The following is a 25,889-nucleotide window of genomic DNA, read 5'->3' on the forward strand; positions in this document are numbered from 1 at the left end:
GCGGGAGATCCGGTCGGTTGTCCCCTTGTGATGCCACCTGGGCAGCCGCCGGAAGCGTGATCGGATGTTCGCCGAGAGCGAGCCTGTCGGTGCCGGGGACTAGCATGCATGTACGGGGGTCGGCCTACACGGCACGTCCGACTCCTCTGAGGCAAGGAGCGCTTTGGCGATGTTTGAACGATTTACGGACCGCGCCCGTCGGGTAGTCGTCCTGGCTCAGGAAGAGGCCAGGATGCTCAGCCACAACTACATCGGGACCGAGCACATCCTGCTCGGCCTGATCCACGAGGGTGAAGGGGTCGCCGCCAAGGCTCTCGAGAGCCTGGGTATCTCGCTCGAGGCCGTTCGCTCCCAGGTCGAGGAGATCATCGGCCAGGGGCAGCAGGCACCGAGCGGGCACATCCCGTTCACCCCCCGCGCCAAGAAGGTGCTGGAGCTCTCCCTGCGTGAGGCCCTGCAACTGGGCCACAACTACATCGGCACCGAGCACATCCTGCTCGGCCTCATCCGCGAGGGTGAGGGTGTCGCCGCGCAGGTCCTGGTCAAGCTCGGAGCGGACCTGAACAAGGTCCGGCAGCAGGTCATCCAGCTGCTCAGCGGGTACCAGGGCAAGGAGACCACCGCGCCGACCGGGAGCCAGGGCGACGCCCCGAGCAGCTCCCTGGTGCTCGACCAGTTCGGCCGGAACTACACCCAGTCGGCCCGCGAGGCGAAGCTCGACCCGGTGATCGGCCGGGAGACCGAGATCGAGCGGGTCATGCAGGTGCTGTCCCGCCGTACCAAGAACAACCCTGTCCTGATCGGTGAGCCGGGCGTCGGCAAGACCGCCATCGTGGAAGGTCTGGCCCAGCAGATCGTCCGTGGTGACGTCCCGGAGACGCTGAAGGACAAGCAGATCTACTCCCTCGACCTGGGCGCCCTGGTGGCCGGTTCGCGCTACCGCGGTGACTTCGAGGAGCGCCTCAAGAAGGTGCTGAAGGAGATCCGCACCCGCGGCGACATCGTGCTGTTCATCGACGAGATCCACACCCTCGTCGGGGCCGGCGCGGCCGAGGGCGCGATCGACGCGGCGAGCATCCTGAAGCCGATGCTGGCCCGCGGCGAGCTGCAGACGATCGGCGCCACCACCCTCGACGAGTACCGCAAGTACGTCGAGAAGGACGCCGCGCTGGAGCGCCGGTTCCAGCCGATCCAGGTGGCCGAGCCGTCGATCGCGCACACGATCGAGATCCTCAAGGGCCTCCGCGACCGGTACGAGGCGCACCACCGGGTGACGATCACCGACGCCGCGCTGGTGAACGCCGCGCAGATGGCCGACCGGTACATCTCGGACCGGTTCCTGCCGGACAAGGCGATCGACCTGATCGACGAGGCCGGCGCCCGGCTCCGGATCCGCCGGATGACCGCTCCGCCGGACCTGCGCGAGTTCGACGAGAAGATCGCGACCGTCCGCCGGGAGAAGGAGTCGGCGATCGACGCGCAGGACTTCGAGCGCGCCGCCCGGCTGCGGGACGACGAGAAGAAGCTGATCAACGCCAAGTCCGAGCGTGAGAAGCAGTGGAAGGCCGGCGACATGGACGTCGTCGCCGAGGTCGACGAGGAGCTGATCGCCGAGGTGCTCAGCACCGCGACCGGCATCCCGGTCTTCAAGCTGACCGAGGAGGAGTCCTCGCGGCTGCTGGACATGGAGAAGGAGCTGGCCAAGCGGTACATCGGCCAGAAGGACGCGGTCAAGGCGCTGTCCCGCTCGATCCGGCGGACCCGCGCCGGCCTGAAGGACCCGCGGCGCCCGAGCGGCTCGTTCATCTTCGCCGGCCCGTCCGGTGTCGGTAAGACCGAGCTGTCCAAGGCGCTCACCGAGTTCCTGTTCGGCGACGAGAACGCGCTGATCAGCCTCGACATGTCGGAGTACTCGGAGAAGCACACGGCCTCCCGGCTGTTCGGCTCGCCTCCTGGGTACGTCGGCTACGAAGAGGGCGGCCAGCTGACCGAGAAGGTCCGCCGCAAGCCGTTCAGCGTGGTGCTGTTCGACGAGGTCGAGAAGGCCCACCCGGACATCTTCAACTCGCTGCTGCAGATCCTGGACGAAGGCCGTCTGACCGACGCCCAGGGCCGCGTGGTCGACTTCAAGAACACTGTGATCATCATGACCACGAACCTCGGCACCAAGGACATCGCGAAGGCGGTCTCCCTGGGCTTCTCGCAGGCGAACGACACCACCTCGTCGTACGAGAAGATGAAGGCCAAGGTCACGGAGGAGCTCAAGCAGCACTTCCGTCCGGAGTTCCTGAACCGCGTCGACGAGATCGTGGTCTTCCACCAGCACACGATGGAGGACATCGTCCAGATCGTGGACCTGATGGTGGCCCAGATCGAGCAGCGCCTGAAGGACAAGGACATGGGCATCGAGCTCACGCCGGCGGCGAAGGAACTCGTCGCGAAGCGCGGCTTCGACCCGGTCCTGGGCGCCCGTCCGCTGCGCCGCGCCCTGCAGCGCGACGTCGAGGACGTGCTGGCCGAGAAGATCCTGTTCGGGGAACTGCGCCCCGGCCAGATCGTCCTGGTCGACGCGGCCCCGGAGGGCACGGTCAACGAGGACGGCCTGACCGAGTACTTCACCTTCACCGGGAACCAGAAGTCGTCGACCTCCGACCTGGAGCTCACCGACCTGACCACCGGCGGCGGCAGCACCGGCGTTCAGGACTCCTGATCGGCTGAATCGCTAAGACGCACCAGGGCCTCACGCTTCGGCGTGGGGCCCTGGTCGTTTGTCATCGAGGTGTCATCGAGATTCCAGCACGCTGACGAAGGCTGACGTCAGCGGAAAGGATCCTCGATGAACAAGCTGATCGGCCTCGCGACAGCGGTGGCACTCGTAGTACCCATCGGCCAGACGGCCCGCGCTGACACCGCCGCGGGACGGACGCTGACGGTGGCGAAGTCGGGGGCGCAGTTCCACACTGTCCAGGCGGCCGCGGACGCCTCCCGGCCCGGCGACACGATCCTCATCGCGGCCGGGACGTACCAGGAGGCGCTGACGCCTCGGAGCGGTGCGGCCGGGAAGGAGATCGTGTACCGCGCCGCGCCCGGAGCGGGCGTCGTACTGGACGGGAAGAAGCAGCTGAAGGCCGGCGACGGGCTGCTGGACCTCGACGGACGGTCGTGGCTGCGGTTCGAGGGCATCCGCATCAGGAACTCGCCGACGCACGGTGTGTACGGGTCGAAGACGTCGCACATCACGTTCCTGCACTGCGAGGTCGCGTCGTCGTCGAACGGCGGCCTGGTGATCCTCGGCGGCAGCGACATCACGGTCGACGGGTGCGACGTACACGACAACAACGACAAGGGGACCAGCGCCTCGCACGAGGCGATCACGATGGGGGAGGGCACGACCCGGTTCGACGTCTACAACAACCACGTGCACGACAACGGCGAAGAGGGCATCGACGCCAAGTACGACGACAACGCGCACGGCGCGATCCACGGCAACTCGGTGCACGACAACCGCGGGCCGAACATCTACGTCGACTCGTCCGCCGGCGTGCTCGTGTATGCGAACACGGTGTACGGCGCGAAGGAGTCGACCAAGGCCGGGATCGCCGTCGCGGTCGAGGACTACTCGACGTCCCGGACGGCACGGGACATCCGGATCTACAACAACGTCTCGTACGGCAACGCCGGTGGCGGGATCTCGTTCTGGAAGGAGAGCTCCGGGACGATCGCCGGGATCAGCATCGTCAACAACACGCTCGCCGACAACCCGAAGCCGGCGATCGTCGGGGCGACGGAGGTGTCCGGCGCGGGCAATGTCGTCCGCAACACGATCTTCGCCGGGAACGCGACCGGGCTCGGCGGACCGTTCGCGGCCGACCACAACCTGACGGCGGATCCCGGGTTCGTCGATCGTGGGGCGGGGGACTTCCACCTGCGGCCGGACCCGCGGGCGATCGACGCGGGAAGCTCGACCGGTGCCCCGGCGAACGACCACGACGGCGTACGACGGCCACACGGTGCGGGGGTGGACATCGGCGCCTACGAGGCTCATGGCGTGCAGTAGCGCGGGGCAGTTGGGTTGAGTGGTACAGGCCGGATCTGGGTCTTTACGACTGGTCAGTACTCTCCAGCGCCGCGGCGTACCGGAAAGACACGCGTGATTTGCGCGGGGGCTACTGATTGGTCGTATCGTCCTGCGGAGCGTGATCATTCCGATGCATCGACGACTCGCGCTCGGCTCGGTATCGATGGGAAGATCGCGCGACTGCTGATGAAGCAGTTACCTACCGCCTGTCTACCGCGTTGTAACCCTGTGAGCACGCTGTTCGGACCCGGACTGTCGGAAAGGGGGCCGGTGATGGAATCATCTCGTCGCATGGACGCTCCGCGTCTGCCGCTGACCCAGGAACCGGTCGCCGACACCGGTTCCTTTGGCGTGCGGCAGGCGGGCGGGGTGCTCGAACGGGCCCAGCGGATCGCCGACACCCTCCGCGAGCAGGCCGAGCGTGAGAACGACCTGGCCCGCGACGAAGCCGGCCGGATCCGGTCCGCGAACGAGCGCCTGAAGGCCGAGGCCGACGCCGCCGCGAAGAAGCTCCGGTCCGACGCCATGACCGCCGCCCAGCGGGTCCTGAACGACGCCGAGCGGGCCGCGGAGCAACTCCGCACGGAGTCCGAGGCCGACGCCGCTAGGGTCCGCTCAGAGGCCAACGAAGCCGCCGCCCGTCTCCGCGCCGAATCCACCGCGGAAGCCGAGCGGGTACGCCGGGACGCTACCGTCGCGGCCGACCTCCTCACCTCCGAGTCGACCGCCGAAGCCGAGCGCGTCCGCTCCGAAGCCGCCGAGGCCGCCGAGCAACTGCGCGCCGAATCCACCGCCGAGGCCGAGCGGGTACGCCGGGATGCGACCGCCGCGGCCGACCTGCTCAGCACCGAGTCGACCGCCGAAGCCGAGCGCGTCCGTTCCGAGGCGGCAGCGATCGCCAAGCGGGTGACCGCCGACGCGGAGGCCGCCGCCGAGCGGCTGCGGACCGAGAGCGAAGAAGCTGCCGCCGCACTGAAGGCCGAAAGCGAAGGGGCCGCCGCCGCGCTGAAGGCAGACAGTGAGGCCGCGGCCGCGACGCTGACCGCCGAGAGCAAGGCCTCGGCCGAGGCGCTGATCGCCGAAAGCGAAGCGTCGGCCGCGGCGATCAAGGCGGACAGCGAAGCCGCCGCCCGGGCGCTGAAGGAGAAGAGCGAGGCCGAGGCCGCCGCGCTGACGGCCGCGAGCGAGGCGGCAGCCGAGAAGCTCCGGGCCGAGTCGCAGGCCGCGGCGGACCGCCGGGTCGCGGAGGCCGAGGCCGAGGCCGAGCGGGTCAAGGACGAGGCCGACGAGCTGCTCGAGGACGCGCGGATGGCGCGCGAGTCAGCGCAGACTGCCGTCGACCGGGCCGGCCGGGAAGCGCAGCAACTGGTCGCGGACGCGGGCGAACAGGCCGCGCTGGTCTCGCAGGCCGCCGTACGCAACGAGGCCGATCTGATCGCGCGTGCCGAGTCCGAGGCGAGTGAGCTGCGGTCCGCGGTCGAGCGCGAGGTCGAGACCGCGCGGGAGAAGTCCCGGGTCGAGATCGCCGACGCGCATGCCGAGATCGAGCGTCTGCGCGGCGAGAACCGGACCGAGTTGGAGCGCCGTACCGCCGAGCTCGAGGAGACCGAACGCGCGAAGCTGGCCGCGATCAAGCTGGAGATCGACAAGCTCCGGGCCGAGGCGGTCGCCGAGATCGCCGAGCGGAAGGCCGAGACCGAGGCCGGCAACGAGCGGCTGATGGCGGATGCCCGCGCGCAGGCCAAGCTGGTCGTCGACTCGATCGAGGCGGACCGCCGGGCCGCGGCCGGTGAGGCGCAGCGGATCGTCGACGAGGCGAACCAGACCGCCGAGGCGGCGCTGGCCGAGGCCGAGAAGCAGACACTGTGGAGCAAGCAGACCGTCGACGGCCTGATCGCCGCCGCGGAGACCGAGGCGCAGGCGATCCGCGACCAGGCCGCCGCCGACGCGGCCGAGCTGCTGAAGCACAAGCGCGCGCACCTGCGCCGGGTGGTCGGCCGTTCGACGAGCCGGCTGAAGCAGACCCAGGATGCGATCGCCAAGGAGAACGCCGAGCTGATCCAGCTCGCCGAGACCACGCTGTACTCGGCCGGCGAGCGCGCCGAGGCGATGGTCGCGGACGCCGAGAAGCAGGCCGCGAAGGTGACCGCCCAGGCGCAGGCCCGCGCGGACCGGTTGAAGACCACCGCCGCCGAGGACGCCCGGGAGATCATCGAGCGGGCGAACCGCCGCGAGGCCGAGGCCGAGGCGAGCACGCAGGTACTGCGAGAACGCGCCGCGAACGACCTGTCCGAGGCGCAGCGCCAGTCGCACGAGGTGATCCGGAAGTCCCGCGCCGAGGCCCAGCAGATCGAGGCCCAGGCCCGCGAGCACTCCGACGACCTGCGCGCGCAGGCCCGAAAACTTCTCGCCGACGCCGAGGCGAGGGTCGCGGCACTGAACCAGCGCCGTGATGAGATCACCAAGGAGCTCACCCAGCTTTCGGGTGTGATCGAGGCACTCGCTGTACCGGGGTTCCGCCCAGGTGGTGGAATGTCCTCCAGTGAGGGTTCCACGGGGGAATCAGGATGAGGACGTGACAGTCAGATCCTCGTCAGTGACAATGTGTGATCCACCCACCATCGAAGTGAGCATCGGAAAAACATGAGCAGTGAAAGCCCAACCCCGTTCCGTACCGTTCTGCGTGGCTACGAGCCTGCCCAGGTGGACCAGCACATCCGTGAGCTGACCACCTCCCTGACCGCGTTGCAGCAGCAGTCCGAGCAGCTGCAGCGTCACGTTCAGGAGCTGCAGTCCCGCACGGACGCTGCGGAGGCGGCTGTTATCTCCGCCCAGGAGGACTCCAAGGACCGCGCGCCGACGTTCACCGAGTTCGGTGAGCGGGTGGCGAAGATCCTGTCGCTGGCCGACGACGAGGCCCGTGACCTGGTGACCCGCGCCCGCACCGACGCGGAGGCGATCGTCGCCGACGGCGAGGCGCACGCGAAGAAGGTCCGCAAGGAGGCCGAGCAGTACTCCCTGGACTGGAAGAGCGAGGTCGACGCCGAGGCCGCCCGGATCCTCGAAGAGGCCCGGACCCAGGCCGACGACATGCGTGACGAGGCCGAGCGCGACGCCACCGCGCGGCGCAGCGAGGCCCAGGCGCTGTACGAGCAGGAGCGGGCCAAGTCCGCGCAGGCCGCGGCCGCCTTCGAGACCACCCTGGCCGAGCGCCGGGGCAAGGTCGAGCAGGAGTTCGCTGCCCGTACCGCGCTGGCCGAGCAGCAGCTGGCCGCCGTCACCGACCGCGCTGCTCAGGTGCAGCGGGAGGCCGACAGGTCCCGGTCGGAGGCCGAGCGGCTGTCCCAGCAGCAGCTGGCCGACGCGAACCGCCAGGCCCAGGAGATCGTCGCCGCCGCGAAGGACAAGTCCGAGCGGATCCGCGCCGAGTCCGAGCGCGAGCTCGCGGCCGCGACGCAGCGCCGGGACAGCATCAACGCCCAGCTGACCAACGTCCGCCAGATGCTGGCGACGCTGTCCGGCCAGCCCGCGATGCCCCTCGACCTGCTCGCCGACGACGAGGCAGACGCCACCACCGGCAGCAAGAAGAACTGAACCACCAACCCCGTGAGAAGCCGGCTCGATCCTTCGAGCCGGCTTCTTGGTTTATCCGGGGAGGCGGTAGTGGGCGTTGGGGAGGGGTTCTACGAGGCCGTCGGAGATGAGGGTGTCGAGGGCTCGTTCGCGTTGGGGGGCGTGGGGCCAGGTGGTGTCGAGGGTGGATTTGGGGACGGGGGTGGTGGCGGCGCGGAGGGCGGCCAGGAGGCGGCCGCGGGCTTGGCGGTCGGTGCCTTCGTAGGTCTGGCCGCGGCGGGGTGGGCCGTCGTACGGCGGGCTGCCGGCCAGGACCCAGGCGCAGTCGGGGCGGATCGGGCAGGCTGCGCAGTTCGGGGTGCGGGCGGTGCAGATCAGGGCGCCGAGTTCCATCGAGGCGACGGCCCAGCGGGCTGCGGTGGGCTCGTCTGCGGGGAGGGCGCTCGCGGCCAGGCGCTGGTCGGCCGCGGTGGGGGAGACGGTGGGTTGGGCCACGCCGGTGAGGGAGCGGGCGAGGACGCGGCGGACGTTGGTGTCGACGACCGCGTGCCGTTGGCCGAAGGCGAACGACGCGATCGCGGCAGCTGTGTACGTGCCGACGCCGGGGAGCGCGAGCAGGGCGGCGTGGTCGTCGGGGACCTGGCCGTCGTGACGCTCCACGATCGCCTGTGCGGCCGCGTGCAGGCGGAGGGCGCGCCGGGGGTACCCGAGCCGGTCCCAGGCCCGCACAGCCTCACCTGGCGCCTCTGCGGCCAGGTCAGCCGGCGTCGGCCACCTCTCCAGCCAACGGTGGTACGCCGGGAGCACCCGGTTGACCGGTGTCTGCTGCAGCATGAACTCGCTGACCATCACCGCCCAGGCCCCCGCGCCCGGCTCCCGCCAGGGCAGTACGCGCTTGTTGGCGTCGTACCAGCGCAATACCGGGTCGTGAAGGGCTAACGGCGAGCCTGAGTGGTCCAGCACAGTGCCGATATTAGAGTGCGCTTCATGAGCAGTCTGCTCCGTCCGGTCGGGCACCTGCCCGCAAGCGTGTACTGGTTCCGGCGGGGACTCGTGCTCGCGGTCGTTGTGGTGCTGATCATCGTGATCTCGAACCTGTTCGGCGGCGGTGGCGACGCCCAGAACGCGGCCGCCTCGGACCCGCAGCCGAACCCGACGACCGCGCCACCGGCCTCGGCCCCCAGTACGACGCCGACCGCGGCCACGAAGCCCACCAAGGCACCGACCAAAACCCCGACGCCTACGCCGACGAAGACCACGCCGCCCACGGACCTGCCGTGCAAGGGCCCGGACCTGACCGTCGCCGCGCTGCCGGCGAACCGCAAGATCGTCTCCGGCTCGGTGCTGAACTTCGTCGTCCAGCTGACCCCGACCGGCGACGGCTGCAAGGCGACCACCGACAACCTGACCGTCACGGTGACGTCCGGCAAGGACCTGATCTGGAGCACCACGCAGTGCGAGAAGGTGATCCAGAACGCCACCCTCGTGGTTGCCAAGGGCAAGCAGTCCGCGGTCACGGTGCCCTGGGACGGACACCGGTCCAGGCCTGGCTGTCTTCCGGGTCAACCGGTGGCCAAGCCTGGAACCTATGTCGTCAAGGCCGAATACGCCGGCCGCGAGTCCGGCGCCCAGGCCTTCCTGGTCGTCTGATCACGCCGCCTCGGCCGGTGCCGTGGCGGCGGCCGGCTGCTTCTGCAGGTGGCTCGGAGCGCTGAACAGCAACGCCGCGACCAGCCCGATCAGCAGCACCAGCGCGGGCAGCACCAACGACTGCGCCATCGAGTCGCTGAACCCCTGCCGGACGATCGCCGGCAGCCGCCCGCTCGAGAACCCCTCGGCCCCGGCGCCGCCGCCCATCCCGGGCAGGTTGTGCGCCAGCCGGGACTCCATCAGTACGGCGATGCTCGCGCTGCCCAGGACCGCGCCGACCTGCCGCGTCGTGTTGTAGACGCCGGCGCCCGCGCCCGCCTGGTGCATCGGGAGGTTCCGGGTGGCCGTCGTACCGATCGGTGCCCACATGAACCCGTTCGCGACGCCGAGCAGCGCGATCGGCAGCAGCAGGTGCCAGATCGGTACGTCGGGCTCGATCACCTGGCTCATCCAGAACATCGACGCGGCGCAGCACGCCAGCCCGAACCCGGCGATGAACCGCGGCGGCGTCCGGTCCACCAGCCGGCCGACGAACGGCGCCAGGGCGCCGGAGATGACCGCCATCGGGACCAGCAGCAGCGCCGACTTGGTCGGGGACAGCCCGCGGACCGCCTGCGCCCAGAGCATCAGCGGGAACGCCATCGCGGTGATCGCGAACCCGACGGTGGTGATCGCGACGTTCGCCAGCGAGAAGTTCCGGTCCTTGAACAACCCGAGCGGCAGCAGCGGTTCGCCCTTGTTCCGGGACTGCCAGAACACGAAGCCCGCGAGTACGACGACGCCCGCGATGATCAGCCCCCACACCGAGATCGGGCCGGTGATCGTGCCCCAGTTGTACTTCTGCCCCTCCTGGATCCCGAACACCAGCAGGAACAACCCGGCCGCGCTCAGCACCACCCCGACCAGGTCGAACTTGTGCCGGTGCGTCGGCAGGTCCGGCACCAGCCGGATCGCCAGGAAGAACCCGACCACGCCGACCGGCGCGTTGATGAAGAAGATCCACTGCCAGCCGAGCCCGTCGACCAGCACACCGCCGAGGATCGGGCCGACCAGCGTCGCGACGCCGGCGGTCGCGCCCCACAGGCTCATCGCCCGGCCGCGCTGGTTCGGCGGGAAGATCCGGGTGATCACGGCCATCGTCTGCGGCGTCATCATCGACGCGCCGAGGCCCTGGAACACCCGGGCCACGATCAGTAGCTCGATCGTGTTCGTCAGCCCGCACCACACCGACGCCAGCGTGAACACCGCGAGCCCGGTCAGGTACAGCTTCTTCGGCCCGATCCGGTCGCCGAGCCGGCCGGTGATCAGCAGCGGTACGGCGTACGCGAGCAGGTAGGCGCTGGTCACCCAGACCACCGTGCCGACGTCGGACCCGAGGTCCTCGAGGATCGCCGGGGTGGCGACCGAGACGATGGTCGAGTCGACCAGGATCATGAAGAAACCGAGGACGAGCGCCCACAACGCCGGCCACGGCCGGACCTCCGGCCTCACTGTGTCTTGCGGGATAGCCATTCCAAGTCCTTGCTCTCGATCCGTTCGATGGTGGTCGCGATCCAGCGGCGCTCGGCCACGACCTGGCCCCGGACGTAGTCCGCGGCCATCCAGTACCGCTCGGGGACGCCGGAGCTCTGCGCGAGGCCGACCGCCTCGGCGACGTCGGCCAGCCAGCGGTCCAGGTCCTCGATCCGCCGGCGGAGCCGCAGTACGGCGTCGTCGGCCTCGAGGTTGTGCGCCTCGCTCAGCACCACCGGGAACAGCGGGTACTCGTAGACGAAGCTCTCGAGGCCGCTCTCCACCCGGTGGGTGAGCGCGTCGTTCCCGTCCGGGGTGATCTCGTACGTCGTGCGCTCGGGGCGGTTGCCGGCCCGTTCGGTGCCGATCGCGCGGACGTACTTCTGCCCGGCCAGCCGCTCGACCGTGTGGTAGAGCGAGCCCGGCCGGACCTTGACGATCCGGTTGTTGTGACGGCTGAGCAGCAGTTGGTACATCTCGTACGCGTGCATCGGCCGCTCGTTCAGCAGCGCGAGTACCGACATCGCCAGCGGTGTCAGCTCAGCCATGATCCTCCCAACGGAATGTTCCATGTGGAGTATTCGCCTGGCCGGACAGAAATGCAAGACGCCTCCGGTTCTTTCACGAACCGGAGGCGTCGAGTGACGATCAGTGATTAGGGCGTGTCTGGTGACACGCCCTAGACGTAGCGCTCCAGGATGCTGGACTCGGCCAGCCGGGACAGGCCCTCGCGGACTGTCCGGGCCCGGTTCTCGCCGACGCCCTCGACCGTCTGCAGGTCGTCGATGCTTGCCGCGAGCAACTTCTGCAGGTGGCCGAAGTGGTCGATCAGCCGGTCGATCACGGCACCGGGCAGCCGCGGCACCTTGGCCAGCAGCCGGTACCCGCGCGGGGTGACCGCCGCGTCCAGCTGCTCGGCGCCGCCGATCTGCAGCGCGCGGGCGACCTGGCCGATGTCCAGCAGGTCGGTGGCGCTGACCGCGTCGAGCTCGAGCAGTACGTCGTCCGCGGTCTTGGCGCGCCGTCCGGTGGCCGGCGGCAGGTAGTCGCGGACGACCAGTTCACGTTCGCCGGCGACGCCCGCGACGAGCTCGTTGAGCTGCAGCGTGAGCAGCCGGCCGTCGGTGCCGAGCTCGACGACGTACCCGTCGATCTCGGTGGCGATCCGGCGGACCATCTCCAGCCGCTGCGCGACCGCGGCCACGTCGCGGACCGTGACCAGGTCCTCGATCTCCAGCGCGGACAGCGTGCCGGACACCTCGTCCAGCCGGAGCTTGTAGCGCTCGAGGGTGGCCAGCGCCTGGTTCGCCCGGGACAGGATCGCGCCGGAGTCCTCCAGCACGTAGCGCTGGTTGTCGACGTACAGCGCGATGATGTGCATCGACTGCGACACCGAGATGACCGGGAACCCGGTCTGCCGGTGCACGCGGTCGGCGGTGCGGTGCCGGGTGCCGGTCTCCTGGGTCACGATCGCCGGGTCCGGCATCAGGTGCACGGCGGCCCGGATCAGCCGGGTGGCGTCCCGGTCCAGGACGATCGCGCCGTCCATCTTGCTGAGCTCCCGCAGTCCGGTCGCGGTGAACTCGACGTCGATCTCGAAGCCGCCGGTGGAGATCGCGTCCACGGCCTTGTCGTGACCGAGCACGATCAGGGCGCCGGTCCGGCCCCGCAGAATTCGTTCCAGGCCTTCGCGCAGTTCGGTACCGGGAGCCACCGCCGCGAGCGTCGCGCGCAGCCGGGCGCCGGTGCTGTTCTTGTCCGTGTTCGCCGCCACGGAACCTGAGTCTATGCGGTTCCGCGCAGCCTGTTGTGCGGATATCCGCCGCCTCGCCGACGACCGCAGCCGCGGTCCGGCCTCAACGGGCCGATGCGCGTGCACCCGCTCGTGCATCCGGACCGTGCAGTACTCCGTTCCCGCCTACCGCGGGAGGACCTCTGCGGCGTCAGGGGCAGCGGATGACCTGGCCGGCGTACGACAGGCCGCCGCCGAATCCGAACAGCAACACCGGCGCGCCGGACGGGATCTCGCGCTTCTCGACCAGCTTCGAGAGCGCGATCGGGATACTCGCCGCCGAGGTGTTGCCGGACTCCACGACGTCCTTGGCGACCACTGCATTGACCGCGCCGAGGCGCTTGGCGAGCGGCTCGATGATCCGCAGGTTGGCCTGGTGCAGGACGACGCCGCCGAGCTCCTCGGGCTTCAGGCCGGCCTTCTCGCAGACCTGCTGGGCGATCTGCGGCAGCTGCGTGGTGGCCCAGCGGAAGACGCTCAGACCCTCCTGCTGGAACGGGCCTTCGCGGCCCTCGATCCGGACCGCGTCGGACATCTCCGGCACCGAACCCCAGACCACCGGGCCGACCCCGGCAGCCTCGTCGGAGTCGTCGGCGACCAGGACGGCAGCGCCGGCGCCGTCGCCGATCAGCACGCAGGTCGTGCGGTCGGTCCAGTCCGTCCAGTCGCTGAGCTTCTCGACACCGATCACAACCGCCTTGGACGCCGCGCCGGCGCGGATCGCCTGGTCGGCGGTGGCCATCGCGTAGGCGAATCCGGAGCAGGCGGTGTTCAGGTCGATGGCGGCCGGGTTGCCGAGGCCGAGCCGGGCGGCGACCCGGGCCGCGATGTTCGGCGACCGGTCGATCGCGGTGCAGGTGGCGACGATCACGTAGTCGATCTCGGTGACGTCCAGGCCGGCGTTCGCGATCGCCTTGTCGGCGGCCCGCCAGGCCATCTCGTCGCATGCCTCGTCCGGCGCGGCGATCCGGCGCTCGCGGATCCCGACCCGGCTCTGGATCCATTCGTCGTTGGTCTCGACCATGGTGGCGAGCTCGTCGTTGGTGAGCACCCGCTCGGGCTGGTAGTGGCCGAGCGCGACAACTCTGGATCCGGTCATCTACCTGCTCCTGCGGGTCGGTCGGGCGTGGGGGCGACCCCAGAGTACGTTCCCGGACCGGGTGCTGTTGATCCCCTGTCTCACACCTGTGGCGGGGAACACAAGGTTGCTAGGCCAACCCGGCGGCGCTCAGGGCGGAGCGGAGGTCGGGGGCGGCGAAGGTACGCAGGCCGTACTTCTTCTGGATGTCCATCGGCTTCGCCTCGCGGCTGCGGTTCGGGATGTCGGCCGGGATGATCGCCTTGGTGAACCCGAGCCGGGCCGCCTCCGCGAGCCGTTTCTCCAGGCCACCGACCCGCCGCACCTCGCCGGCCAGGCCGACCTCGCCGATGGCGATCAGGCCCGGGTGGATCGGTTTGTCCATCACCGAGGACGCGACCGCGATCGCCACCGACAGGTCCGCGACCGGCTCGGTGATCTTCACCCCGCCGACGGTCGCGACGTACACCTCCTGGTCGGTCAGCTTCAGCCCCGCCCGGTTGCCGAGCACGGCGAGCACCATCGCGACCCGCGACGACTCCAGGCCGGACGTCGTACGGCGTGGTTGTGGGGCGGCGGACGGGCCGACGAGCGCCTGGACCTCGGCCAGCAGCGGCCGGCGGCCCTCCATCATCACGGTCACGCAGGTCCCCGCGACCGGCTCGGCGTGCTCGGAGACGAACAGGCCGGTCGGGTCGGTGACCTCGACGATCCCGGTGTCGACCATGTCGAAGCAGCCGACCTCGTCGGAGGGGCCGAACCGGTTCTTGGTCGCGCGTACCATCCGGAACCCGGAGTGCCGGTCGCCGTCGAACGCGAGCACGACGTCGACCAGGTGCTCGAGCATCCGCGGCCCGGCGATCGCGCCGTCCTTGGTGACGTGGCCGACCAGCACGACCGCGATGTGCCGCTCCTTCGCGAGCCGGACCAGCGCGCCGGTCACCTCGCGGACCTGGGTGACGCCGCCCGGCGCGCCGTCGACCTCCGGGTGCGCCATGGTCTGCACGGAGTCGATCACCAGGAACGACGGCTCGACGGCGTCGACCTGGCCGACGACCGCGCCGAGGTCGGTCTCGGCCGCGAGGTACAGCTCGTCGACGAGCGCGTCGGTCCGCCCGGCCCGCAGCCGGACCTGGGCGGCCGACTCCTCACCGGACACGTACAGCGTCCGCTCGCCGCCGCGGGCGGACTGCGCCGCCACCTCGAGCAGCAGCGTGGACTTCCCGACCCCGGGCTCGCCGGCCAGCAGGATCACCGCGCCCGGCACGACGCCGCCGCCGAGCACCCGGTCCAGCTCGCCGATCCCGGTCGGCCGGGACTCGGCCTCGATCGCGGACACCTTGGCGATCGGCATCGCCGGCGACGACACCGGCCCGGCGGTGATCCGGGCGGCCTTCGGCGCACCCACCTCGGCGACCGTGCCCCAGGCCTGGCACTCGCCGCACCGCCCGATCCAGCGCGCCGAGGTCCATCCGCACTCCGAGCACGCGTACGCCGGCTTGCCCTTCGCCTGTGTCGCCGCCTTCGCCATGCGGACCAACCTATTTCAGGCCACCGACAAAACGCTTGAAGGCACGTCTCAGCCAGGTGCCGGCCTTGCGGTGCGGCGGGTCGTCGTCGACGACCGGGAGCTCCGACGTACGGCGGGCGGCGTCGAGGTAGTTGGTGAGGAGTTCGCCGTCCGACGTGCGGAGCTGCTGGCTCTGTTCGAGCAGCAGGAGTGCGGCCTCCAGGTTGCCGGCGACGACTTCGGCGGAGCCCAGGTGCTGCAGGCAGCGGGCCTGGCCTTCGGGTTCGTCGATCTCGGCGTACAGGTGGGCGGCGTGCTCCCAGCGGCCCACGGCCTCGTGGCGGTTGCGTTGCATCCAGGCGGCGACGCCGATGAGTTCCAGCGCGTGAGCCTCGCCGCTGACGTCGCCTGCCGCGGTGGCGTGGGCGTGTGCGGGGCGTAGATGCTCCAGGGCGCCCTCGCTGTCGTGTTGGTACAGATGGACGACAGCCAGGTTGATGGAGATCGCTACGTCGGCAGCCAGGTCCGGGCCGGGGCGGCGGAGGCGTGCCTCGTCCAGACGGTCCCGTGCGTTCAGTACGGCCTCGTCCCGGTCGTTGCCGGCCGGTGCGCGATCAGCCGCGGCCAGGTTGACCAGGGCGCGCTCGACCTGGCGCCGCATCTTCAGGGCGAACGCCGTACGGCCGTTGGCGCCGATGTTGTCCGAGACGCTCAGCCGGGCGTTGGCCATGTCCAGATCACCCAGCATCCGGTACGCCGTTGCCGCGCGGGCTGCTGCGAGTTCGGACAGGCTCCGGCGGCCGGCTGCTTCGGCTGCCGCGCTCAGGAGCTCGCTGAGCTGGAGCAGCGCCTCCGGGTGCGGGCGGCGTACGTACCAGGCCTCGAGTGCGTCGCAGATGCGGGCGAAGTCGTCGATCGCGTCCTCGTGCGGGTTCTCGGCCGCGAGCAGCTGCCAGAGCCGGTCCTCGTTCAGCGTGAACCACTCGGCCGCTGCCATACCGCCCGCGTTGGAGCCGAGCGCGACCATCCACTGCTCCGCTTCCTCGGCTGCAACGTGTAGCTCGCTCACGCCGAGCTGGCGGCGCTTACGCGCCCGTTTGGCCCGGGCGCGGAGCCGGACCACGATGGCGACCACCAGCAGGGCCGTCACGGAGTACCCGACCCACTGGAAGATGCCGCGTTGGCCGAAGCTCTGGCTGAGCAGCTGCGACGTCAGGTCGGTCAGTAACGCGGATGCGACGGCACCGATGGTCAGCGACACCTCTTGGGCGCGCGACGGCTCTTCAGGCTCCTGCTCGCTCACGGCCGGCTCCCTGTGGTCAGCCCACGCACCACCGTGCGCCAGAACGACAGCAACAGCACCACGGGTACGACGGACGCGACAACCGCCGCGGCCGCGACCGGTCCGCTCGAGGTGGAGAACTGCCGCGCTTCGCCCCACAACACCAACGAGAGCGGCGTCGTACCTGGCCCACTGATCAGGAACCCGACGATGAAGTCGTTCCACACCAGGGCGAACTCCAGCACCGCAACAGCGATCAGTGCGGGCCGATACGTCCGCTGCACCGTCGCAAGTACTGCGCTTTGTCGCACCGGGCCCTGTAGCGCCTCCGACACCACTGCAGGCGGCGCCGACGCGATGGCGGACCTCAACAGCAGTACGGCGAACGGCAGACCGGCCGCCGCGTGAACGAGCGCCAACGCGACGCGTGACCCCGCCAGCCCGGCCGCGTCGATCGCGTCGCGCAACGGAGCGGCGTACATCTGCACCGGCGTCACCGCGAGTACGACGAACACGGCCATCGCCAGCCGGCCCAGCCGCGGCGGTAGGCCGCCCCACGCGACCAGGTACGCCGTAGGCACCGCAATGACCAGCAGTACTGCGGTCGCGGCCGTGGCAATGACCAGCGTGGACAGCAACGCCCGGAACAACCCCACGTTGGCGGCGGCCGCGAACGACGAGAACCCAAGGCCCGACGGCGACCACCAGCCACGCAGTCCTGCCTCCCGCGGCGAGTGCAGTGCGGTGGCGACGAGTACGACCGCCGGCAGCACCCACACGAGCGCCACGGCCGACCCGATGAACCAGCCGAGCCGCCGTACCGCCGGTCGCGGCCGGGGCCCGCGCAACGTCGGCTCCTGCGGTACGACGGCGATCGGCATCGCCCAGCGTCGTCGCCGCAGCCCGCGTACGCCGATCAGCCCGACAGCCGCGACGATCGCGAACAGCACGACACCCAACGCCGCCGTACGACCCGAGTCGACGTTGGACGTGGACGCCCGCCACCAGTTCAGCCCCAGTACGTCGGCGGACTGCTGCATAGACCCTGGTACGACGATCAGCACCAGGTCGAAGACACGTACTGCCGCAATCACCAACGTCAACGTGACCACACCGGTAATAGGTCGCAGTAGCGGGATCTCCAACGCTCGCAGACGTTTCCAGCCGCGGACGCCTTCAGCCGCGAGTGTCCGGGACACGTCGTCGGGTATGGCGTCCAAACCGGCGCGGAACAGCGACACGACGTACCCGAGCCACGTCCAGCCGAAGGCAGACATCAGCACGATCCAGAACAGCCCAGGCCCCAACCAGACCGGACTGGAGCCGAACAGGCGGGTAGTGATCGCCGTGATCGTCCCACGCTCCGGCGTTGGGTCGAAGATCATCCGGAAGGTCGCCCCTGACACCAGCACGGAGACCGCGAACGGGATCACCAGGGCCGGCTGCAGCAGTGTGGTGACCGCAGGCAGCCGATAACTCAGCAAAGCAAGGGAAAACCCGACACCGACGGTCCCGAACGCGATCAGCACCCACAGCAGGCTGTTGCCGACGGCATGCAACGCGCCCGGGTCACCGATCACCGCGAAGTTCCCGAACCCGAAGTGCTTGTGCGTGACGAACGCCTTGACGACGGTAACGCCGATCGGCACCAGCAGTACGCAGCTGAGCAGCAGTGCGGGCAGCCCGAGCAGGTACGGTCCGGCCGGGCGACGTGGTTTGCCCTGCACCGGCCGGCCGGTGATCTCCCGGCCGACGACCTCGAGCGACAGACCGTTCGTCTGCAGACCCATCAGCTCGTCTCCACCTTCCGCATCGCGCCCATCGCCGCGTCGACCGCGTCCGGTACGGCGTCCGCGCCCCGGCCGCCGACCGCGATCAGGAAGTCGGTCAGCACCCGCCAAAGGCCGTTGATGCCGCCCAGCGGACCGAGCAGGTCGGACAGGTCGAACTGCAGCTGCTGACCCGGCCTGGTGAGCTGCTCCGCGAGCCGGGTGAGCTCGGGGGAGTACCCCGTGGTGCGCCGGTCGACCAGGAAGCCGCCCTCCGCGATCCACGGGTCCACCGCGCCCGGTGCGGCCAACCGTCGTACCAGGTCGCGCGCGTCGTCCGACATAGGGGCCGTCAGCACCATCACGTCGCCGCCGACGACCACCGGCGCCGCAGCCCCGGCCGACATCGGCGGGAACGTGAACAGCTCGATGTCGTCCGGATCCGCGGCAAACGAGCGCACTACGGGCTCGGCGAAGTCGGACGCCAGCACCATCGCGGCCCGTCGATGCCCGAACACCTCCACCAGCGCATCCGGGAACTGCTGGACCAGCGACTCCTTCACCCCACCCGCCAGCGCACCGGGCGCCGACCACATGGTGCCCAGCAGCCGTAGCGCAGCCCCGAACTGCGGCTGCTCCGACGGACGTGGATGCGCCGCCGTAGCAAGCCCGACGTACACCGAAGGCGCTATGCCCAGCAGGATGTTCTCCAGGAAGTCCGTGAGCACCCAGCCGTCGCCTGCGCCGAGGGCCAACGGTGTGACGCCTGCTTGCGTCAGCGTCCGGTTCAGCGCGAGCCAGGCCGTCCAATCCTGCGGTGGCTGTACGCCGACCTGCCGGAACACCGACGGGCGGTACCAGACCGCCGACTTGTGCGCCGTCTTGAACGGAACGCCGTACGTCGCGCCCTGTTGTATCAGGAGGTCCCGCCAGAGCCTGGCCTGGCCGAGCGGGGCCAGGTCGTCGGGCATCGGCGCCAGCTCGCGCCAGTGCTCGCGGACGAGCCCCGGCTGCGGCAGCATCACCACGTCCGGCTTCCTGGCTGCGGGGTAATCGAAAGCGGTCGAGATGTCGTCGCCGAGTGGAACCACTTCAACCGGGTAGCTCAGCGCGCCTAGGCCGTCCAGGACCTTGTGGAACGCGCGCAGCTCCTCACCACTCCAGCTGACGGCCACCCGCACTGCATGGCGCAGCCCTAGTACGTCGCTCGAGCATCCTGCCAGCAACAACGTGCCTGCCGTTGCGCCGAGGAACGTCCTGCGGCTACTCGGCATCGTCGAATCCGGTAGTACGGGTCGTGCTGGTCGTGATGAGCAGCAGGGCGACCGAGGCGAGGTCAGGGTTCGGCCGGATCGACAGCAGCGAGCCCCAGGTCGGTAGGCCGTTCGCGTCCTCCAGCACGATCACCCGCGGGTAAGCGCCGAGTGCACGGGCCACACCGGTCAGCCGGCGACGCCCTGGCGTGATCTCGTGCGGGTAGCGATCCAGTACGTCCTCGAGCCCGCAGCCGATCGCCTGGACCAGGCTCTGCTCGCGGGCCGCCTGTTTGGTGATCGAGTGCGTCGTGAGGTGGCCGTGTACGACGTTGCCGAGCACGGTGAGGTGGGGGAGCAGTCCACCCTCGGCCGGCACCAGCCGGACCGCGCCGCCGGCCAGAACGATCGCGTTCGGCGGCGGCTCGTCCAGCCCGGTCAGGAGGTCGGCCAGCCTGCGACGGTCGGCCGCATGGGGCACCACCACCGCACGCTGCTCACCTACGTCGATGCGGAGCCGCTCCGGCAACCCCGGTACGCGTTCGAGCAGCAGTCCGTCCATCTGTGCCCGGCGCCTCCCAAGAGTTGGTGCGTCAACCCTATGAGTACCGGAGGTCCCTCTGCAGACCACAGAGTGTCGTCAGTAATTGCGGCTCCACAGATTGATCGCGTAGTCGACCTCGACGCCGGTGTGCGACGTGAGGATCCGCTTCGCGTCCTTCGGGGTGAACTCGATCTTCACCACCGCCTCCAGGTCGGCCCGGCTCTCGAACCGCCAGCCCATGTCCAGCCGGGTTCGCTGCCAGCCGTGGTCGGCCCAGAACCGCTCCACCGCCGGCGCCTTGATCATCGGGTACGACGTACTGAACCACTGCCCGAACGTCGACCGGCTGCCGTCGTTGTCGATCACGAACGCCGTCCCGCCGCGCCGCATCACCCGGTCCAGCTCGGCCAGCCCGGGCTCGCACCCGGGCCCGAAGAAGTACGCCCAGCGCGCGTGCATCACGTCCACCGACGCGTCCGGCACCGGCAGCCGCTGCGCCGAGCCCTGCCGTACTTCGACGTTCGGCAACGCCCTGGTACGCCGCCGGGCCGCGTCCGCGAGGCCGCCGTGCGGTTCGACGCCGATCACCCGCGCGGCGGTCCGCGCGAACTGCGGCAGGTAGAACCCGGTCCCGCAGCCGATGTCGAGCACCGTCCCGCCCGTCCAGTCCCGGATCGCGCGCATCGCCGGCTCGATCACGCCGTTCGGGTCGACCGCCCGGTTCTCGATCTCGTACACCTTCGGGTGCTGCCAGATGTTCGGGCTCGGGATCCCGCCTTCCGCGATGCTCACAGCGTCAGACCCTAGCCAGCGTCTGTCTGGTCGTGGCAGCCAGTAGGGCCGCCGGGACGAGCAGGATGCCGCAGAACACGGCAAGCCAGTGGAAGCCGAGGTGGGCGAGCACCGGGCCGGAAGCTATGCCCGAAAGGGAAGCCAGGACACCCATCGTCAGGTCGGACAGGCCCTGCGCCGACGTACGGATGTCAGCCGGCACCGACCGCGACAGCAACGTCGACCCGGCGACCAGACAGGTGGACCAGCCGAGCCCCAGCGTGAACAGGGCGAGCCCCGTGAGCACATGCGCGTCGTCCGGAGCCACGGCGGCCAGTGTCATCGCGACAGCCAGGATGCCGAGGCCTATGCCGATGGTGGGGATCCGACCGAGCCTGTCCGCCAGCCAACCGGTCAACGGGGAGAAGGCGTACATACCGGCCACATGGCCGCTGATGACGAAGCCAACGATCGTCAACGAAGCACCGTGGTGCCGTAGGTGTACCGAGGTCATCGACATCACGCCGACCATCACCGCGTGCGCCGTAGCGATCGCCAGCAGCCCCAGTCGCGCGTGCGGGATGCGGACGACCTGCTGGAACGTCTGGGCCAGCGGCTGGCGCTCCACCTTCTCCGGGCGGACCTGGCTGCGCATACCGAGCCAGATGGTGACCGCACCGAGCCCAAAGGCGACCACGGAGAACACGTACGGCCCGGCCAGCGCGAGGACACCCAGCTTCGTGCCGATCGCGCCGCCGACGCCGGTCAGGTTCGGGCCGACGATCACGCCGATCGTGGTGGCCCAGACGACCAGCCCGAGCGAACGGGCGATCTTGCTGGGCTCGGCGTTGTCGGTGGCGGCGTACCGCGACTGGAGGTTCGAGGCCGAGCCGCTGCCGAAGAGGCAGCCGGCCGCGAGCAGGAGCGCCAGCGAGCCGATCTGCGCGGCGAAGATCGTCAGTACGGCGCCGACGAACGCGATCGCGTAGCCGATCGTCAGCGAGACGCGCCGACCGCGGTAACGGGCCAGCCCGGCCAGGGGGACCGCGAGGACCGCCGCGCCCAGGGTGCTGGAGGTGGCCACGAGCCCTGCCAGCGAGGTGGAGCCCGAGACGTTTTCGGCGAGCAGTCCGGCGACGGCGAAGCCGCTGGCGGTGGCGACGCCGCCGAGCGCGTTGCTGGCCACCAGAACCCGGAGAGTCGTCCGCTGCCGCTCGCTTGTCACGGGCAAACCCTCTCATGAACCTGACAGGGAAGGCGTTTACGGTGACCGGGTGCCTGACATCGCGATCGTCCCTGCCCCGCGCGAACTCACCGTCGGCGACGGCCGGTGGATCACCGCCGACCCGATCGCCGACGCCGTCCGCGACGTCGTCGAGAACCTCGGCGCGACCGAGTACCGGATCGACGTCAGCGCGGACGGTGCGCGGCTGACGGCCGGTTCCGAGGACGCGCTGCGGCATGCGGAGACGACGTACGCCCAGCTCGTCGAGGCGGCTGAACCGGCCGATGACGGCAAGGTCGCCGTACCGCTCGCGCAGATCGCGGACGCGCCGCGGTTCGGTTGGCGCGGGATGATGCTGGACGTCGCCCGGCACTTCCTGCCGAAGGAGTTCGTCCTCAAGATCGTCGACGTGCTCGCGCTGCACCGGATGAACGTGCTGCACTTCCACCTCACCGACGACCAGGGCTGGCGGGTCGAGATCGAGGCCTACCCGAAGCTGACCGAGGTCGGCGCGTGGCGCGAGCACACGATGGTCGGGAAGATGACGCCCGGGCAGACCGAGTTCGAGTACGACGGTGTCCGGCACGGCGGGTTCTACACCAAGGACGAGCTCCGCGAGATCGTCGCGTACGCCGCCGACCGCGGCATCACGGTCGTCCCGGAGATCGACCTGCCGGGGCACATGCAGGCGGCGATCACGGCGTACCCGGAGCTCGGGAACCACCCCGACCGGCAGCTGAGCGTGCGGCCGTACTGGGGCATCAGCGAGGACGTGCTGAACGTCAATGACGCGACCGTCGAGTTCGTGAAGACCGTGCTGCGGGAGGTGCTCGACATCTTCCCGTCCGAGTACGTGCACCTCGGCGGCGACGAGTGCCCGTCCGTGCAGTGGGCGGAGTCCGAGGTCGCGCAGCAGCGGCAGGCCGAGCTCGGGCTGGACGAGCCGGGGCAGCTGCAGGGGTGGTTCACCGCGCAGGTCGCCGAGGTACTCGCCGAGCGAGGCCGGCGGCTGGTCGGCTGGGACGAGATGGTCGAGACCGACTGCCCGAAGGACGCGGTCATCATGGCGTGGCGGAGCGCGCAGCGCGGCGAGGTCGCGGCCAAGGCCGGGCACCAGGTCGTGATGGCGCCGTGCGAGTCTGTGTACTTCGACTACTACCAGGGCGACCCGGCGACCGAGCCGCTGGCGATCGGCGGCGACATCCCGCTGCGGAAGGTGTACGACTTCGAGGTCGTCCCGGCGTCGCTGACTGCCGACGAGCAGGCGCTGATCGTCGGCACGCAGTGCCAGATCTGGACCGAGTACATGGAGGGGCCGGAGCAGGTCGGGTACATGCTGCTGCCCCGGTTGTCGGCCTTCGCCGAGCGCGCGTGGGGATCGCCGAGGACGTCGTACGACGAGTTCCTGGACCGCCTGCGGCCGCATCTCGGCCGGATCGAGAAGCTCGGCGTGAACTACCGCCCGCTCTCCTGAGCCCGCCGCTCGTGGGTTGACGTCCGAGATGCAGGGTTTGCGCCCGCGATCTCGGCCGCAAACCCTGCATCTGGTGGGCGGACTCACGCGAGGAGATAGCTGAGGGGATAACAAATCTCCGTTAGCGCTGTTAGGTGGGGTAGACGTGCCGGCGGTGCCTGGCCAAGGATGAACTGTCAGGAGGCCGGGCGGGAGCGGAGGCGCGCATGACCGCGGTAGGACCCCTGGACGCGATGTTCCTCGGTGGGGAGTCGCGGGAGCAGCCGATGCATGTCGGCGGCCTGATGCTGTTCGAGCTGCCGGAAGGCGCCGGGCGGGACCACGTGTTCCCGGAGAGCTCGCGGGATTTCGTGTCGCGGCTGTACCACGATCTGCTGGCGGCGCCCGAGGTGAACCCGCTGTTCGCCCGGCGGGTGCGGAACCGGCTGGTCGACCTCGGGTACTGGTCCTGGGAACAGGACGACGAGATCGACCTCGAGTACCACGTCCGGCTGTCCGCGCTGCCCCGCCCGGGGAGGTACCGCGAACTGTTCGAACTCACCAGCCGCCTGCACGGCACCCTCCTCGACCGGCACCGCCCGCTCTGGGAAATGCACCTGATCGAAGGCGTCGAGGGCCGCCGGTTCGCCGTCTACAGCAAGATCCACCACTCGCTGATCGACGGCGTGACAGCCCTCCGCCTGATGCAGCAAACCCTCACCACAGACCCGACGCGGACGAACATGCCGGCCACCTACGCCCTGCCGGGCGGTGGAGGTGGAGGGATGCCGCCGCGCGGCGACCCGTTCCCGCCGGGGGCCGGTGCCGACCCGGCGTACCCGCGTGCAGGGCGGGGCCCCGGCGGCGCGGGCGCTGGTGCTGCCGGCGTGCCCACTCCCGCGGAGCTGTTCGCGGCCGTCGGCCGCATTCCCGGCCGCGCGATCGGCTCGACGGCGCACGCCGCCACCGGCGCCGGGCGGTTGCTGGCGGAGCTGGCGGGGTTGCCGGTGGCTGGGCTCCAGGGTCTGCTGCACTCGACGATGCCGTTTCAGGCGCCGCGGACGGTGCTCAACCAGGGGGTGACCGGGGCGCGGCGGTTTGCGGCGCAGTCGTGGGCGTTGGAGCGGTTGGAGAAGGTGCGGGCGATCACCGGCGCGACGCTGAACGACGTACTGCTCGCGATGTGTTCAGGTGCTCTGCGCAACTATCTGCTCGACCTGAACGCGCTCCCGGAGAAGGCGCTGACCGCGATGGTGCCGGTGAACATCCGGACCGCGGACATCGGCCCCGGCGGCGGCAACTCGCTCGGCACGCTGATCGCCGACCTCGCCACCGACGTCGCCGACCCGGAGCAGCGGATCCGCCGGATCATGGCGTCGACCGCGCAGGCGAAGAGCGTGCTGTCCGGCCTCACCCCGCTGCAGAACCTGATCGTCGGCGCGCTGGGCTTCGCGGTCGCCGGCCCGGGCGCGGTCCTCCCGGGCGTCGCGGGGCGTACGGCGCCGCCGTACAACATCGTCATCTCGAACGTCCCCGGCCCGACGCAGAGCCCGCTGTACTGGAACGGCTCCCGGCTGCTCGGCCTGTACCCGGCGAGCATCGTGATGAACGGCCAGGCCCTGAACATCAGCGTCACCAGCTACGACCATCAGCTGCACTTCGGGCTGCTCGGCTGCCGCCGCACCGTCCCGCACCTCCAGCGCATGCTCACCCACCTGGAGACGTCATTGGTGGAGCTGGAGAACATCCACTAGATCCGGACAATCCCGTTCGGCGTCTGGAACACGGCGGCGACCAGGCCGGGCTGACCGTTCGGCCCGACCCAGCCGACGTCGAGGTCGTCGAGCAGGTGGTCGGCCGGGTGGCCGATCCAGTCGGTGACGCGGGTCGGGTCGCCGGCGATCTCCAGACCGGTCAGCTTCACGTCCTTGCCGCCGATCGACGGGTGCTGGCCGAGGTCGTCCCAGTGGATGAAGAACGGCAGCTGCGGGTCCGCGATCAGGCCCTTGACGCCGATCTGCCGCCAGGTCAGATTCACCCCGTCGGGCCGGTGCCGGTTGCCGGGCACGGCCTGCCGGCCGAGCCGCTGCTCCATCGCGGCCATATCGGTGACCTCGACGACCCAGCCGAGCCAGCCACCGCCGAGCTCCTTGCGGGCCCGGACCGCCTGACCGAACGGCGCCTTGTCCGACGCCGGGTGGTCGAGCACGTCGACCACCTCGATGTACCGGTCGTTCTCCAGCGGGAGGATGTGGTTGACGGTCCCGAACCGCGGGTGCACCCCGCCGTCCACGAACTCGGCCCCGAGCAACTCCGAGAGCCGCTCGATCGTGGCCGCACAACCATCCGGCCCGCACGCGTACGACAGATGATCCAGACGCATGTCAGTCATTGTTGCG

Annotated in this window: 20 protein-coding genes; 7 read left to right on the forward strand and 13 right to left on the reverse strand. The window is 70.1% G+C overall.

The features are described 5' to 3' along the window. Positions 1-169 precede the first annotated feature (169 nt). From ACXJJ3_RS26230 to ACXJJ3_RS26245, 4 genes are all read left to right on the forward strand, one after another. Entirely contained in the window at positions 170-2,710 is a 2,541-nt protein-coding gene (locus tag ACXJJ3_RS26230) for an ATP-dependent Clp protease ATP-binding subunit (RefSeq protein WP_458164501.1), read from the forward strand. Positions 2,711-2,836: 126 nt separating this feature from the next. After that, positions 2,837-4,057, forward strand: coding sequence for a right-handed parallel beta-helix repeat-containing protein (locus tag ACXJJ3_RS26235; RefSeq protein WP_458164502.1), 1,221 nt, complete (start codon positions 2,837-2,839; stop codon positions 4,055-4,057). A 312-nt stretch (positions 4,058-4,369) separates the two neighbouring features. Continuing rightward, positions 4,370-6,649 carry a kinetoplast-associated-like protein gene (locus ACXJJ3_RS26240; protein WP_458164503.1) on the forward strand — a complete coding sequence of 760 codons (2,280 nt, stop codon included), beginning with the start codon at positions 4,370-4,372 and terminating at the stop codon, positions 6,647-6,649. 72 nt (positions 6,650-6,721) lie between these two features. Next, a complete protein-coding gene (locus ACXJJ3_RS26245; RefSeq protein ID WP_427888292.1) occupies positions 6,722-7,672 on the forward strand; it encodes a DivIVA domain-containing protein in 951 nt (316 codons plus the stop codon). A 51-nt stretch (positions 7,673-7,723) separates the two neighbouring features. On the opposite strand, the gene ACXJJ3_RS26250 is transcribed toward ACXJJ3_RS26245, so the two are convergent. Beyond that, the gene (locus tag ACXJJ3_RS26250) at positions 7,724-8,611 is read right to left on the reverse strand and encodes an A/G-specific adenine glycosylase (RefSeq protein WP_458171950.1); all 888 of its coding nucleotides are present in this window, start codon (positions 8,609-8,611) and stop codon (positions 7,724-7,726) included. Positions 8,612-8,638: 27 nt separating this feature from the next. Here ACXJJ3_RS26250 and ACXJJ3_RS26255 point away from each other — a divergent pair, with 27 nt between their 5' ends. Then, positions 8,639-9,301, forward strand: coding sequence for a hypothetical protein (locus ACXJJ3_RS26255; RefSeq protein ID WP_458164504.1), 663 nt, complete (start codon positions 8,639-8,641; stop codon positions 9,299-9,301). Here the strand turns inward: ACXJJ3_RS26255 and ACXJJ3_RS26260 are convergent, their stop codons facing one another. From ACXJJ3_RS26260 to ACXJJ3_RS26310, 11 genes are all read right to left on the reverse strand, one after another. Then, entirely contained in the window at positions 9,302-10,813 is a 1,512-nt protein-coding gene (locus tag ACXJJ3_RS26260) for a DHA2 family efflux MFS transporter permease subunit (RefSeq protein WP_458164505.1), read from the reverse strand. It lies immediately after the preceding gene. Further along, on the reverse strand, positions 10,789-11,361 hold the full coding sequence (locus ACXJJ3_RS26265; RefSeq protein WP_458164506.1) for a PadR family transcriptional regulator: 573 nt from the start codon (positions 11,359-11,361) through the stop codon (positions 10,789-10,791). Before ACXJJ3_RS26265 ends, ACXJJ3_RS26260 begins: the two co-directional genes overlap by 25 nt. A gap of 131 nt (positions 11,362-11,492) precedes the next feature. Further along, the gene (disA, locus tag ACXJJ3_RS26270; RefSeq protein ID WP_458164507.1) at positions 11,493-12,587 is read right to left on the reverse strand and encodes a DNA integrity scanning diadenylate cyclase DisA; all 1,095 of its coding nucleotides are present in this window, start codon (positions 12,585-12,587) and stop codon (positions 11,493-11,495) included. 169 nt (positions 12,588-12,756) lie between these two features. Continuing rightward, positions 12,757-13,704: a beta-ketoacyl-ACP synthase III gene (locus ACXJJ3_RS26275; protein ID WP_458164508.1), complete on the reverse strand. Its 948-nt coding sequence runs from the start codon at positions 13,702-13,704 to the stop codon at positions 12,757-12,759. Between the two features lie 109 nt (positions 13,705-13,813). After that, positions 13,814-15,214 (reverse strand): DNA repair protein RadA, encoded by a 1,401-nt coding sequence (gene radA, locus ACXJJ3_RS26280; protein ID WP_458164509.1) that lies wholly within the window; start codon positions 15,212-15,214, stop codon positions 13,814-13,816. 10 nt (positions 15,215-15,224) lie between these two features. After that, a complete protein-coding gene (locus ACXJJ3_RS26285) occupies positions 15,225-16,496 on the reverse strand; it encodes a hypothetical protein (RefSeq protein WP_458164510.1) in 1,272 nt (423 codons plus the stop codon). Further along, positions 16,493-18,265 (reverse strand): ABC transporter permease subunit, encoded by a 1,773-nt coding sequence (locus ACXJJ3_RS26290; protein WP_458164511.1) that lies wholly within the window; start codon positions 18,263-18,265, stop codon positions 16,493-16,495. Before ACXJJ3_RS26290 ends, ACXJJ3_RS26285 begins: the two co-directional genes overlap by 4 nt. Then, positions 18,265-19,518, reverse strand: coding sequence for an ABC transporter substrate-binding protein (locus ACXJJ3_RS26295; protein ID WP_458164512.1), 1,254 nt, complete (start codon positions 19,516-19,518; stop codon positions 18,265-18,267). Before ACXJJ3_RS26295 ends, ACXJJ3_RS26290 begins: the two co-directional genes overlap by 1 nt. Next, positions 19,508-20,059, reverse strand: a complete 552-nt coding sequence (locus tag ACXJJ3_RS26300; RefSeq protein ID WP_458164513.1) for a hypothetical protein — start codon at positions 20,057-20,059, stop codon at positions 19,508-19,510. The genes ACXJJ3_RS26295 and ACXJJ3_RS26300 overlap by 11 nt, the downstream gene beginning before the upstream one ends. A 78-nt stretch (positions 20,060-20,137) precedes the next feature. Continuing rightward, on the reverse strand, positions 20,138-20,833 hold the full coding sequence (locus ACXJJ3_RS26305; RefSeq protein WP_458164514.1) for a class I SAM-dependent methyltransferase: 696 nt from the start codon (positions 20,831-20,833) through the stop codon (positions 20,138-20,140). A gap of 4 nt (positions 20,834-20,837) precedes the next feature. After that, positions 20,838-22,037 (reverse strand): MFS transporter, encoded by a 1,200-nt coding sequence (locus ACXJJ3_RS26310; protein WP_458164515.1) that lies wholly within the window; start codon positions 22,035-22,037, stop codon positions 20,838-20,840. A 49-nt stretch (positions 22,038-22,086) separates the two neighbouring features. Here ACXJJ3_RS26310 and ACXJJ3_RS26315 point away from each other — a divergent pair, with 49 nt between their 5' ends. Further along, entirely contained in the window at positions 22,087-23,511 is a 1,425-nt protein-coding gene (locus ACXJJ3_RS26315) for a beta-N-acetylhexosaminidase (protein WP_458164516.1), read from the forward strand. Between the two features lie 206 nt (positions 23,512-23,717). After that, positions 23,718-25,244: a WS/DGAT/MGAT family O-acyltransferase gene (locus ACXJJ3_RS26320; protein ID WP_458164517.1), complete on the forward strand. Its 1,527-nt coding sequence runs from the start codon at positions 23,718-23,720 to the stop codon at positions 25,242-25,244. On the opposite strand, the gene ACXJJ3_RS26325 is transcribed toward ACXJJ3_RS26320, so the two are convergent. Next, the gene (locus tag ACXJJ3_RS26325; protein WP_458164518.1) at positions 25,241-25,873 is read right to left on the reverse strand and encodes a VOC family protein; all 633 of its coding nucleotides are present in this window, start codon (positions 25,871-25,873) and stop codon (positions 25,241-25,243) included. The genes ACXJJ3_RS26320 and ACXJJ3_RS26325 overlap by 4 nt on opposite strands. Positions 25,874-25,889: the final 16 nt, after the last annotated feature.

Source organism: Kribbella sp. WER1, assembly GCF_054189145.1.